Raw genomic sequence first — 12,373 nt, 5'->3', positions numbered from 1 at the left:
GAACGTTTTGTTTAGTAAGTTTGTGTTTCATTTTAATCTTACTCACAATCACGATATGTCATCTCTTTTAATAAAAAATGCACAGGTAGTCAACGAAGGAAAAATTGAAGCACTGGATCTGTTTGTAAAAAACGGTCGAATCGAAAAGATAGGTAAGCAAATTGATCTGCCGGCCGATCGCGAGATCAATGCCGAAGGATTACACCTTTTACCGGGTTTGATCGATGATCAAGTGCATTTCCGCGAACCGGGATTAACCTATAAAGCGAATATTTTTACAGAGAGTCGAGCAGCAGTAGCCGGAGGTACCACGTCCTTTATGGAGATGCCCAATACCGTACCTAATACCCTTACCCAACGTTTATTGCAGGATAAATACGACATCGGACAAGATAGCTCGTTGGCCAATTATTCCTTCTTTATGGGAGCAGGTAATGACAATCTGAGTGAGGTTCTTAAAACTAATCCGCGTGATGTCTGTGGTATCAAGGTATTTATGGGCTCTTCTACAGGGAATATGTTAGTCGATAATGAAATAGCCTTAGAGCAGATTTTTAAAAATGCACCGACACTAATTGCGACACACTGCGAGGATGAAGCCACGATTAAATCAAATTTAGCACATTATAAAGAATTGTATGGTGAAGGTATCACTATTGATATGCATCCTTTGATCCGTTCGGAAGAAGCTTGTTATCTGTCCTCCTCCAAAGCCGTTGAACTTGCAAAAAAGAATAATACAAGACTCCATATTTTACACATTTCCACAGGTAAAGAAACAGCTTTGTTTACGAATAACATTCCTTTGAAACAAAAGCGAATCACTGCCGAAGCCTGTATTCACCATCTTTGGTTTTCAGATGCGGATTACAAGACAAAGGGTAACTATATCAAATGGAATCCCGCAGTGAAAACTGCTACGGATAGAGATCAGATTTTAGCTGCAGTTTTGGATGGACATATTGATGTAATCGCTACGGATCATGCGCCACATACGATCGAAGAAAAAGAACAACCTTATCTTCAGGCTCCTTCCGGAGGACCTTTGGTACAGCACGCATTGCAAGCACTGTTGGACCTTGTAAAACAAGAAAAGATGACGCTTGAACAACTGGTTCAAAAGACTGCACATAATACTGCTATTTGTTTTGAAATTGAGCAGCGTGGGTTTATTCGTGAAGGTTATTGGGCAGATTTAGTTTTAGTAGATCTGAATAAGGGATACACAGTCACTAAAGACAATGTTCTTTCCAAATGTGGCTGGTCACCTTATGAAGGACATACTTTTTCTTCTAGTATCGTGCATACCCTTGTTTCCGGAAATCTGGCATACAGTGAAGGCAAGATTATTGAGGTAGGATCCGGACATCGGTTGCTGTTTAATAGGTAAAGGAGGTTATAAAGTTATGTAGTTAACAAGTTATCTAGTTATCCAGTTCAATCGATAGCAGGATAACAGGATAAAAAGTTTACTCGATAACACGATAACAAGTTCACTCGATAACAGGATAATAGAATGAACAAAAGAGATTTTTTAAAAAGTCTGGGGCTTGGCGCGGGTGCACTTACCTTGTCAAAGTTTACCAAGGCAGGTCCTTATTTTTCTAGTGCCAAGACCCTATTAAAAGGGAATGTGCTGAAAGAAGGAGATACCATTGGGCTTATCGCGCCGGCAGGTGCTGTTGAAGATGAAGAATCAATAACAATGGCCAAAGAAGTATTTACCTACTTTGGTTTTTCGGTCAAAGAAGGGAAAAATATTCGTGCACGTTACGGCAATCTCGCGGGGACAGACGAACAGCGGTTAGAAGATCTGCATAAGATGTTTGCAGATGAGTCGGTGCAGGCTATTGTCTGTATACGGGGGGGAAATGGCACATCACGACTATTAAGCCGTATAGACTATGATTTGGTCGCGCGCAATCCAAAAATATTGTTGGGTTATAGCGATGTGACAGCGTTACTACTGGCATTTTACACTAAGGTAGGACTAGTTTCATTCCATGGCGTGGTAGGTATCAGTACTTGGAGTAATTATGTTGCGCAGCTGTTCAAAGACCAGTTTTTCGATAACAAATTAGCCTGCTTTGAAAATCCTAAGAAATCCGATACACAGATCATACAATATAAAGATCGTATTCAGACTATTACTCCTGGTATTGTAGAAGGAACTATTATCGGTGGCAATCTCACATTGTTAGCAGGGTTATGTGGTAGTCCTTATTTACCTGATTTTAAGGATAAGATATTGTTTGTAGAGGAGATTGATGAAAAATCGGATCGTTTAGATCGGATGTTTTGTCAATTGATGAATGCGGGTATTCTGTCGCAAATCACAGGATTTATATTCGGCAAATGTACCAATTGTGGCCCCTCTGGTGGATATGGAGCGCTTACTGTCGAGCAGATGCTCAACGATTATATCAAACCCTTGGGGATTCCTGCATATTCTGGCGCGATGATTGGTCATATCTCCGATCAATTCCTTATGCCTGTAGGCGTACTGGCCCGTATGGATGCTAGTTTAGGAAAGATTGAATATTTAGAGAAATCATTGTTATGAAATATCCATATAGCATAAGCTGTACAAACAGGGATAACTGCAGTTAGGATATTCCATATGACAGATGAAAATCAAATGAATTACATATGAAGCTTTTTGCCCTAATTTTAACTATCGGTGCCATTACAACCTGTGAAGGCACAAAAACACCTGCTTCGGATTATTCTTCAGCTATGAATTTGGATACCACCACTTACAATACCCTACATAATACCTATAAAGAGTCTGTTTTACAGCATCGTCGTTTCAAGCATGCAGATGTAGACTCCTTAGTACAAAAACATAAAGAAAGAGCTGTGCTGGAAGTTACTCTTATCGGCAAATCCTTTGAAGGAAGAGCTATTTATGAGCTGCAATACGGTGTTGGAGATAAAGTCGTCATGCTTTGGTCGCAGATGCACGGAGATGAACCCACTGCGACAATGGCCTTGTTTGATTTGTTTAATTTCCTGGAAGGGAAAGCAGATGGACAAGATGCAGTCCGAGACTTGTTAAAAACAAAGTTGAATCTTCACTTTATCCCGATGTTAAATCCAGATGGTGCCGAACGGTTTACCCGACGCACTGCCCAAAGTATCGATATGAACAGAGATGCCCGTGCAGGGCAGACGGTAGAGGGCGCTTTACTAAAAGAACGGGCTAAGATTGTGAAACCGAGGTACGGTTTTAACCTACATGACCAAAATATTTACTATAATGTTCCGGAAAAAAGCAATCCAGTACAGATCTCTTTGTTGGCTCCTGCATATAATTACGAAAGGGAAATCAACGAGGTGAGGGGAGATGCTATGAAAATAATTGTTGGGATGAATAGTCTACTTCAACAGTATATACCTGATGCTGTAGCCAAATACGATGACGCACATACGCCAAGAGGTTTTGGAGACAATTTTCAGTCCTGGGGGGCAAGTACAGTTCTGATTGAATCTGGTGGGCGTAAAGATGACGTTGAAAAGCAAGAAATACGAAAGTTGAATTTTATCATTATTCTCAATGCCTTAGTTCAAATTGCGGAAGGTTCATATGGACAATATGAAGTCCAAGACTACGAAAAGATACCCTTTAATGCTTCGCAACTACACGATGTCGTCATTCGTAATTTATCTATAAACACAGACTCTACAGAATTTCGGACAGATATAGCTATCCGTAGAGGAGAGACAACGGTCGATCGGGATTATTTTGTGCGTGGTCGTATCGAAGACATAGGCGATCTCCAGGAATCTTTTGGTTACGATGAAGTCGATGTCAAAGGTTTGCAGTTTATCCCGGCCAAGTCTTCGACTTTGGTATTGGATAGCGCCTCTGTGCTTTCTCAGAAAGATGCCTTTGATTTGCTGAAAAAAGGAATCATGGCAGTCCCTGTCAAGACGATCGGAAGTAGTAAGGCGAGTAGTCTGCATAACTACCCGATTCATTTCTTTACACAGAAGCAATTTTTCCCCACTACGAGCATGGATCTAGGAGGTACTGCCAATTTTTATATAGGCGATGCGACAGGAAAGCTGCACTATGCTGTATTTAATGGTTACCTGATAGACCTATCCAAGGATATTAAGGGCAAACTATTTAAAAGTAGAGTACACTAATAGCAGAAGTTTCGATGAGTCGTAATCCCATTATCATTATTGGTGCAGGGCCCGCAGGACTGATGGCGGCTCAACAGTTGGCGATCCAAGGCTATAAAGTACATGTCTATGAACAGAACAAAGCGGCGGCACGAAAGTTTTTGGTAGCAGGAGATGGCGGTTTTAACCTTACACATAGCGAACCTATAGATGCCTTTGTAGAGAAATATGCTACAGCTTTTGTTCGAGACATCGTTAGGTCTTTCGATAATAAAGCAACTGTAACCTGGCTTTCTAAAATAGGTATTCCTACCTACGTGGGGAGCTCGGGTAAAATATTTCCTGAAAGGCACATCAAGCCTATTCAGGTATTGCAGGCTTGGCTCGTCTACCTTAAAGAATTGGAGGTATCCGTGTTCTATCAATTTCAACTGGTAGATTTTGATGTGAACAATGTATATCTGCGTCATAAAGGCGAAATTTTAGCCTTTAAGTATGAAAAGCTTATTTTGGGATTAGGAGGTGCTTCTTGGAAAAAGACTGGGTCTGATGCCTCTTGGGTGTCGATGTTGGAGCAAAAGGGAATTAATGTAACACCCCTCGAATCGGCTAATTCGGGGTATAACACAGAAGAAGATTGGAGTGATATCGAAGGGCAGGCGTTGAAGAACATACAAATTCGCTATAAAAGCTATACTAAGCTTGGTGAAATTGTATTTACAAGTTATGGAGTAGAAGGGGGGCCTCTTTATCACATGAATAGATTTACCAGAAAAGATATTTTCCCCTTAGAGTTGGAGATTGATCTAAAGCCCAATATGTCGGTAGATAGTATCATGGACAAGCTTACAGGAGTCGGAAGTGTGGTATCTCTATTGAAAACCAAAGTAAAGCTGTCGAAAACAGCTATTGCCCTTTTGAAAAGATTGGACAAAGATGTGTTTATAGATTCCAGGTCACTCGCTATGGCGATCAAGCGATACCCGATTCATGTTACAGGCTTAAGGCCTATTGAAGAAGTAATCTCTACCGCAGGCGGGGTTTCTTTTGAAGAGCTTGACGAGAATCTCGCTTTATATAGATTTCCGAAAGTTCACTGTGTAGGGGAGATGATTGATTGGGAAGCGCCAACGGGGGGCTATTTGTTGCAAGGCTGTTTTAGTACCGGAGCATGGGTAGCCAAAGCAATATCCTGCCCTCATGATGCTCTATAGAACATAAATGTAAGATTCTAAAAAAGCAGGTTAGGATAGAGATGTCCCCTCTTTAATTCTTAGTCTAATGGCTTTTCATTAACTCCTCTAAGTTCTCGAATTTTTTACCTCGAACGGTTTGCTTTTTCTCTACTTTTAGATAGAATAGTAGGGCTAGTACTGCGCCAGTTGAAGCCATAACCACCCCGATTAAAGAAGGGTAGTTGTAAGTTAGGCCATAAGCTATGGGGACAGCACCAAAATAGGCTCCTAGTGAGTTACCAATGTTAAACGAGGCCTGTCCACCTGCGGCAGCGAAGGTTTCTGCTCCTTTTGCGTTATTGATCAGCATCATCTGTAGTGGAGAGCCAATACTGAATGCTATCATTCCGGTGATGAAAGCCATAGGGTAAGCTAATACGGTAATATGCGCGATAAAGAAGAGAATCAGTAGACAGCATGCCATTGCAGAAAAACTTGCAATAGCAGCTTTGCTAGGAGAGATGCGGTCTGCTAATCTGCCCCCGACAATATTTCCGACAAACATACCTGCACCGATGAGCACCATAATGATAGATACCTGGTCCGGAGATAGACCAGATACGGTAGTAACTAGTTTTGAAATATAGCTGATCCATGCAAAGAGACCTCCTGTCCCGATCGCGATAACAGCTACCATTAGCCATGCATCCCAGCGTTTGAAATAGCTTATTTGTTGAATGACGTTATTGTTCTTATTGGCTGGGATAATAGGCATCCAAAAGTAAATAGCTAGAAACGTAATTAACCCTAAAAGAGATATAACAGCATAGGTTATCCGCCATGAATAATGGTGTCCAATATAGGTGCCTAATGGTACACCTGCAAGATTGGCAATTGTCATACCTGTAAACATCATGGAGATGGCCTGTGCTTCCTTACCAGGCTTAGCGAGCTTAGCGGCTACAACGGAACCTATTCCAAAAAATGCTCCATGGGGCAGACCTGATATAAAACGTGAGATGAAGAGACTCCAATGATTGGGAGCTATGGTAAAAAGCGCATTGAAGACAAAGAAAAGCAACATTAAGAAGAGAAGTACTTTTTTTGCAGGGTACTTGGATGTGGCAGCAACTAATGTGGGAGCACCGACAACTACCCCCAAGGCGTATAATCCTATCAAATTGCTGGCTGTAGGAATATCGATATTAATATCTGAGGCGATGTCAGGTAATATACCCATCATCGTAAATTCAGTCATTCCGATGGCGAGACCACCAAAAGCTAAAGCAACTAACCCTTTATTTATAGACATTTAAAACCTGTTTAGGAAAAGAACTCATCTATATGATGAATACTTTGATACCTCCGGAGAAGGAGGTTCAAGGCTACAAAAATAAGGTTTTATATATAATGAAAAAGTAAAAATGTAAAACCGTAAGATTGGAAAAATAGTCTTACGGTTTTACCGTGTCAAAAGTTTATCATTCTGGTGAGGTTTTTTACTTGCCAAACATGCTGGCTAAGGAATCCAGTACTGATCCTTTCTGGTCATTGCCTTTATCCTTATTGAAGAATTCGCCTGCTAGATCACCTAATCCGCCGAAGCTTGCAGATCCTTGTTGTGTGTTGTCTTCCTTTCCAGAACCCCCACCAAGTACTGATCCTAAGATACTGCCTAAGATTCCACCACCTGAGGAACTGCTTGATTGGCCACCAATCAGCCCTCCCAATAGATCACCAAGGCCTCCTCCAGAGAATTGTTCTTGTTTTTGCTTGCCCAGATAGCCCATGACAATAGGAGCCAAGATGGCCAGCACATTGCCGATTTTGTCCGTTGATATCCCTGTCTTAGCGGCAAGGTTGTCCTTTACCATTTCGGTATTATTACCAAACATATGGTTGACAATTTTATTGTCATCATCAGAAGGTTCTTGTCCGAGCAATCCACCCAGTTGGTCCAGTATATCTCCACTATGTTGATCTAATGCTTTATTGATTCCCGCTTCTTTGGAAGGGTCTTTTTTTGCATTATAGTTTAATGCAGCAATCATTAAAGGTACGGCAGCAGCGACGAGCCATTTTGCCTTGCTTTCTTCAATATTCAATAAATTTGCGATTGAAGAAATGGCTTTCGAGCCGATGCCTCCTGTGACTAAGTCTGTTATGTTCATGACTTGATAGTTTAATGTAATTATGATAATTTTAGAACAATCTATTAAAGCTAAATAAAAATACGAAATGAAAATCAAACTATGGATGCCTTTGGCTCTTGTCTGCAGTATTTCTTTTTCGAATTGTAGTAATAATTCTGCAAGGAAGGAACCAATGGATACGAAGGAGGAGGCAGCACACATTAGCCTGACGAAAGAACAGGCTGCTCAAATTTTTTTATTGCCTATCCACTGTCTTGAAGTGGAGTACCCGAATAAGCTAGGACAGGTATTGGGGTCTAGCGACGACTTAAAATCGCCTAAGCAGCTGCGTCCAATATTTTATGGCTGTTTTGACTGGCATTCGTCGGTACATGGCTATTGGTCTATTGTGGAGCTCCTGCAAAAATACCCAGATCTGGATAAGGACGGAAAAATCCGTTCTATTTTGAATCAACATATCACTCCGGAAAATGTAGCCGTGGAATTGGCTTTTTTTAAGGATAAAAACAATACCAGTTTCGAACGTACATATGGATGGGCTTGGTTGTTTAAACTCCAGGAAAGCCTGTCGCAATGGAAAGAGAATACCGACGCGCAGCGATGGAAATCAAATTTACAGCCTTTGGTAGACCTATTGGTCGATAGGTACAAAGAGTACCTGCCTAAATTGGTCTATCCTATCCGTGCCGGACAGCATGATAACTCGGCTTTTGGATTGTCACTGTCATTGGATTATGCCCGTTCGGTAGGGGATAAAGCTTTTGAATCGGTATTGAAAGAGCATGGCACACGGCTTTTTCTAAATGACGTGAATTGTAATCTAGCCTATGAGCCGAGTGGTTATGACTTCTTATCACCTTGTCTAGAGGAAGCATATTTAATGAGTAAGATCCTAGATGAGCAATCGTATAGCGGTTGGCTTAAAAAATTTATGCCTAGTCTATTTGAGCCGGGATTCAGCCTGTCTGCAGCTGTAGTTAAAGATCGTACAGACGGCAAGCTCGTCCACCTGGATGGATTGAACTACAGCCGTGCCGCTTGTCTGTACGGAATTGCCAAGGCTATTCCTCAAGTGTCGCATTTGAATAAAATAGCAAATGAGCACATCGCCTTTTCGTTGCCCAATCTGTCTGCACAAGATGATTATATGGGGTCGCACTGGTTGGGTACTTTTGCGCTGTACGCTATAGCACATGCCCATTAGTCCCCAAGGGTGAAAACACATTGATCCCGATCAATTACGATTTAGAATCGCAACTGATCGGGATCAATGTGTTTTCGACAAGCTTTACCGGTACCGATAGAATACTGGTAAAGCCATCGTTTTTGGTCACGATGTGGGACAAATCAACTCCTTTTTTGGAGAAAGCCGATATGATGGCCGTACGGAATGTCGCTCTTGAAGAACCCCAGCCTTGACTTTTTATAGTTTCATTATTGAGATGGATAAGCTCTTCGGTGGAGTAGTGTGCAAACTTCTCTAATAAGTGTTGATAGAATGATATTGATGTTGCCATACAATTTAAAAATTTATTTGTTAAACCATAAATTGTATCCAGAAATCGGTAGGAAAAATAAGCGTTTTTAAGACGTTTATTTTGGTTGTAAACCCGTATTATTTTACCACCGCGGTGACTACACTCGGTTGGTATTGCTTTTGCAATTCTGAATACGCTACAAATTTAGTAGACTTTTTGATAAAAACAAAGAGAACCTTTCATTTTCTGCTTTTGTTTTTATACCAATGTTTCGTCATAGGATATTAGTAGTTACTTTAGCCGTGTATTCTTCTAACTTTACTGTGGTTTTATAGAGCTATAATAGAGGGTTTGTAGAGGGTTAATAGAGGTAAATCTCTATAAACCCTCTATTTCATCTCAGTTAAATACCTAATTGGACAGAAGGAGATATACCGTTGTCTTAAACCTATATATAAGGAGGTGATAATGTATAATTGAAAGAGATAAGAGTGACAGAATTTTAGTGCTTTTCTTATGTTATTCTGACATTCTGTCTTAAAGTCAACTTTGGAACAGGCCTTGATAAGTTTATTGTGATAATAAAAAGTTAAATAGTAAAATACATATGCAAGAAAAAGGTAGTATCTCGATCCACACCGAGAATATTTTTCCGGTGATCAAAAAGTTTTTATATTCTGATAACGAGATTTTCTTAAGAGAATTGGTGTCTAATGCTGTGGATGCCTCTCAGAAAATTAAACGGTTATCTTCGCTAGGTCAGTTCAATGGTGAAGTAGGTGAGCTAGTTGTTGATGTGAAATTTGATGAAGCAGCTAAAACTATTACGATATCGGACAACGGTATTGGTATGACTGCGGAAGAGATCAAAAAATACATCAACCAGATTGCATTTTCAGGTGCTACTGAGTTCATGGAGAAATTTAAAGAGGCCAACGATGCGAATGAAATCATTGGGCGTTTTGGTTTAGGTTTCTATTCGGCATTTATGGTTGCAGATAAGGTGGAGATTGACTCTTTGTCTTACCAAGATGGCGCTGAACCAGCACACTGGACCTGTGATGGTAGTACTTCATACGAGATTTCGGAAGGTACGCGTACGACACGTGGAACAGACATTATTCTACATATCAATGCGGATTCCGAGGAATTCTTAAATAAGTTTAAGTTGCAGCAGATCCTGGATAAGTATGCCAAGTTCTTGCCTGTTCCTATTCGTTTCGGTACAAAAACTACATCGGAGCCAGATGGTGAAGACGAAGAGGGTAAACCTAAATACAAATCGATTGAAGTTGATAACTTTATTAACAATACAAATCCAGCTTGGACGAAGTCTCCTTCGGAACTGACAGATGAAGATTATCTTTCTTTTTACCGCGAGTTGTATCCGCAGTCAATGGATGAACCTTTATTCTGGATCCATCTGAATGTCGATTATCCATTCAACCTGACAGGTATCCTTTATTTCCCGAAAATAAAGAACGAGCTAGAAATTCAGCGTAATAAGATTAAGCTTTACTCGCGTCAGGTATTTATTACAGATGAGGTGAAGGATATCGTTCCTGAGTTTTTGATGTTATTGCACGGTGTTATTGACTCTCCGGATATTCCATTAAACGTATCACGTTCATTTCTACAGGCAGATGGTAATGTGAAGAAAATTAATAACTATATCACGAAGAAGGTTGCGGATAAACTGCAGGAAATATTCAAATCGGATCGTAAAGGATTTGAAGAAAAATGGACAGATATCGGTCTTTTCATTAAGTACGGTATGCTGAGTGATGAAAAATTTGCAGATAAAGCAAATGATTTCTGTTTATTAAAGAACACATCCAACGAAAGTTATACCCTGAAAGAATATTATGAAAAAGTAAAGGATATTCAGGTAGATAAGGATGGTAATATTGTATACCTATACAGCTCAGATGTCGCCCAACAAGATGGTTTTATCACCACGGCTGCTGCTAAGGGATATGATGTATTGGTGCTGGATGGACCTTTGGATACGCATATTACTTCGTATTTGGAGCAAAAAGGTGGCGAAAAAGTTCAGCTAAAACGCGTTGATTCGGATGTCATCGATAAGTTGATCCAGAAAGACGAGAAAATTGAATTGGTGTTGAACGAGGAAGAGAGTAAGAAGGCTACTGACCTGTTCCAGAAGGCGATCAACCGTCAGGATATGAATGTACAGATCGAAGCATTGAAAGCGGATGAGTTGCCTGTCTCTGTAACGTTAGATGAGTTTATGCGTCGCATGAAAGATATGGCGAAGACGGGTGGTGGAATGGGATTCTATGGTAGTATTCCGGACAACTATAAAGTTAGCGTAAATGGTAACCATCCGTTGGTAAAGCGTATCATAGAAAGTGGTGAAGAAGAAGGTGAAAAATTGGCTAAACAGGCTTTTGATTTGGCTTTATTATCGCGAGGATTGCTTACTGGCGCTGATTTGACTTCGTTTGTGAAGCGAAGTGTAGAGATGATTTAATCATTCTAAAAAAATAATTACTTAATCCTCATTGTGTTATTATGCAATGAGGATTTTTTGTTAAAAATATTTGCACTATATGAATTAAAAACCTACTTTTGTATCACAAACACGGTAGGTATAGCTCAGTTGGTTAGAGCACTAGATTGTGGTTCTAGGGGTCGTCGGTTCGAGCCCGATTACTTACCCGCTTCTAAAGGCTTCTCAGTAATGAGAGGCTTTTTTTTTGTATGCTCTTTGCTTAATTTAGATAAGGACTTTTCGGGAAATTGGCAACATGAGCGTATTTGGGACCGAGACTGATTAATGCTTGTTTCCATAGGGTCTCTCCATCTGTTAGAAATGTGAGTTCTGGTTCAAACGAATTATGCACCGCCCAGGAATTTTGTTTTATTTCTTCTTCCAATTGGCCTACAGACCAACCGGAATACCCTAAGAAAAATTTTATTTCCTGTGGATAAATAAGATGGTTATCGATTAATTCTAAAACCTGTTCTAAGTCGCCTCCCCAAAAGAGATCTGTGCCGATTGGCGTACCTCCGCTGATTTTTTGTGGCGTACAATGCAGAAAAAATAAAGCATCATTTTGTACAGGGCCTCCGATATAAACAGGGAAATCTTTACATGTTATCTCTGCTATGATATCCGATAATAATACATTGGAAAGATGATTTAGTACCAGACCTAAAGTTCCTTCTTGGTTGTGTTCACATAGGACAACGACAGAACGTTCGAAATTAGGATCGAGTATGAATGGTTCTGAAATCAATAGACTTCCTTGTTGGGGGGCATTTTGATTGAACATGTTATATCGTAATTATTCTACTATAAACTTAGACAAATTTGTCTTTATATACAATTGAAGTTAACCGACGGTTTCTATTGCATGTTAATTGGTGGCTGTTTGGATAAAATCTATAAAAAAGGTCGACATCTTAAAGT

Annotated in this window: 10 protein-coding genes, 1 tRNA gene and 1 riboswitch; of the genes, 7 read left to right on the top strand and 4 right to left on the bottom strand. The window is 40.2% G+C overall.

Going from position 1 to position 12,373, the window contains the following annotated elements; translation table 11 throughout:
- The first annotated feature begins 55 nt into the window (after positions 1-55).
- From G7B18_RS04900 to G7B18_RS04885, 4 genes are all read left to right on the top strand, one after another.
- Complete coding sequence (locus tag G7B18_RS04900; RefSeq protein WP_164108085.1) at positions 56-1,390, top strand: dihydroorotase; 1,335 nt, start codon at positions 56-58, stop codon at positions 1,388-1,390.
- A 126-nt stretch (positions 1,391-1,516) separates the two neighbouring features.
- On the top strand, positions 1,517-2,563 hold the full coding sequence (locus tag G7B18_RS04895) for an LD-carboxypeptidase (protein WP_164108086.1): 1,047 nt from the start codon (positions 1,517-1,519) through the stop codon (positions 2,561-2,563).
- An 86-nt stretch (positions 2,564-2,649) separates the two neighbouring features.
- Positions 2,650-4,152, top strand: coding sequence for a M14 family zinc carboxypeptidase (locus G7B18_RS04890; protein ID WP_240452771.1), 1,503 nt, complete (start codon positions 2,650-2,652; stop codon positions 4,150-4,152).
- A gap of 14 nt (positions 4,153-4,166) precedes the next feature.
- Positions 4,167-5,345, top strand: coding sequence for an NAD(P)/FAD-dependent oxidoreductase (locus G7B18_RS04885; RefSeq protein ID WP_164122143.1), 1,179 nt, complete (start codon positions 4,167-4,169; stop codon positions 5,343-5,345).
- Positions 5,346-5,409: 64 nt separating this feature from the next.
- Here G7B18_RS04885 and G7B18_RS04880 read toward each other — a convergent pair whose 3' ends face one another.
- Positions 5,410-6,618 (bottom strand): MFS transporter, encoded by a 1,209-nt coding sequence (locus G7B18_RS04880; protein WP_240452770.1) that lies wholly within the window; start codon positions 6,616-6,618, stop codon positions 5,410-5,412.
- 187 nt (positions 6,619-6,805) lie between these two features.
- Entirely contained in the window at positions 6,806-7,477 is a 672-nt protein-coding gene (locus tag G7B18_RS04875; protein ID WP_164122142.1) for a DUF937 domain-containing protein, read from the bottom strand.
- 67 nt (positions 7,478-7,544) lie between these two features.
- On the opposite strand from G7B18_RS04875, the gene G7B18_RS04870 reads away from it, so the two are divergent.
- Positions 7,545-8,663: a DUF2891 domain-containing protein gene (locus G7B18_RS04870; RefSeq protein WP_164108089.1), complete on the top strand. Its 1,119-nt coding sequence runs from the start codon at positions 7,545-7,547 to the stop codon at positions 8,661-8,663.
- A gap of 34 nt (positions 8,664-8,697) precedes the next feature.
- Here G7B18_RS04870 and G7B18_RS04865 read toward each other — a convergent pair whose 3' ends face one another.
- A complete protein-coding gene (locus G7B18_RS04865) occupies positions 8,698-8,976 on the bottom strand; it encodes a 5-oxoprolinase (protein WP_164108090.1) in 279 nt (92 codons plus the stop codon).
- A gap of 67 nt (positions 8,977-9,043) precedes the next feature.
- A riboswitch (SAM-I-IV-variant riboswitch) is annotated at positions 9,044-9,137 on the bottom strand.
- Between the two features lie 407 nt (positions 9,138-9,544).
- Here G7B18_RS04865 and htpG point away from each other — a divergent pair.
- Together htpG and G7B18_RS04855 are read left to right on the top strand one after the other, a co-directional pair.
- The gene (gene htpG / locus G7B18_RS04860; protein ID WP_164108091.1) at positions 9,545-11,431 is read left to right on the top strand and encodes a molecular chaperone HtpG; all 1,887 of its coding nucleotides are present in this window, start codon (positions 9,545-9,547) and stop codon (positions 11,429-11,431) included.
- A 114-nt stretch (positions 11,432-11,545) separates the two neighbouring features.
- Positions 11,546-11,619 (top strand) — tRNA-His (locus G7B18_RS04855).
- 53 nt (positions 11,620-11,672) lie between these two features.
- On the opposite strand, the gene G7B18_RS04850 is transcribed toward G7B18_RS04855, so the two are convergent.
- Positions 11,673-12,236 (bottom strand): YqgE/AlgH family protein, encoded by a 564-nt coding sequence (locus G7B18_RS04850; RefSeq protein WP_164108092.1) that lies wholly within the window; start codon positions 12,234-12,236, stop codon positions 11,673-11,675.
- Between the last annotated feature and the right edge of the window lie 137 nt (positions 12,237-12,373).

Source organism: Sphingobacterium sp. xlx-130 (assembly GCF_011007405.1).
GTDB lineage: Bacteria > Bacteroidota > Bacteroidia > Sphingobacteriales > Sphingobacteriaceae > Sphingobacterium > Sphingobacterium luzhongxinii.
This window is presented reverse-complemented; position numbering and strand designations above follow the sequence as displayed.

Bases quoted from the DNA above. Each gene is read 5' to 3' on its own strand.
- G7B18_RS04895 (WP_164108086.1), top strand. From the start codon at position 1,517: ATGAACAAAAGAGATTTTTTAAAAAGTCTGGGGCTTGGCGCGGGTGCA.
- G7B18_RS04900 (WP_164108085.1), top strand. From the start codon at position 56: ATGTCATCTCTTTTAATAAAAAATGCACAGGTAGTCAACGAAGGAAAA.
- G7B18_RS04870 (WP_164108089.1), top strand. From the start codon at position 7,545: ATGAAAATCAAACTATGGATGCCTTTGGCTCTTGTCTGCAGTATTTCT.
- G7B18_RS04885 (WP_164122143.1), top strand. From the start codon at position 4,167: ATGAGTCGTAATCCCATTATCATTATTGGTGCAGGGCCCGCAGGACTG.
- G7B18_RS04880 (WP_240452770.1), bottom strand. From the start codon at position 6,618: ATGTCTATAAATAAAGGGTTAGTTGCTTTAGCTTTTGGTGGTCTCGCC.
- G7B18_RS04865 (WP_164108090.1), bottom strand. From the start codon at position 8,976: ATGGCAACATCAATATCATTCTATCAACACTTATTAGAGAAGTTTGCA.
- G7B18_RS04875 (WP_164122142.1), bottom strand. From the start codon at position 7,477: ATGAACATAACAGACTTAGTCACAGGAGGCATCGGCTCGAAAGCCATT.
- htpG (WP_164108091.1), top strand. From the start codon at position 9,545: ATGCAAGAAAAAGGTAGTATCTCGATCCACACCGAGAATATTTTTCCG.
- G7B18_RS04890 (WP_240452771.1), top strand. From the start codon at position 2,650: ATGAAGCTTTTTGCCCTAATTTTAACTATCGGTGCCATTACAACCTGT.
- G7B18_RS04850 (WP_164108092.1), bottom strand. From the start codon at position 12,236: ATGTTCAATCAAAATGCCCCCCAACAAGGAAGTCTATTGATTTCAGAA.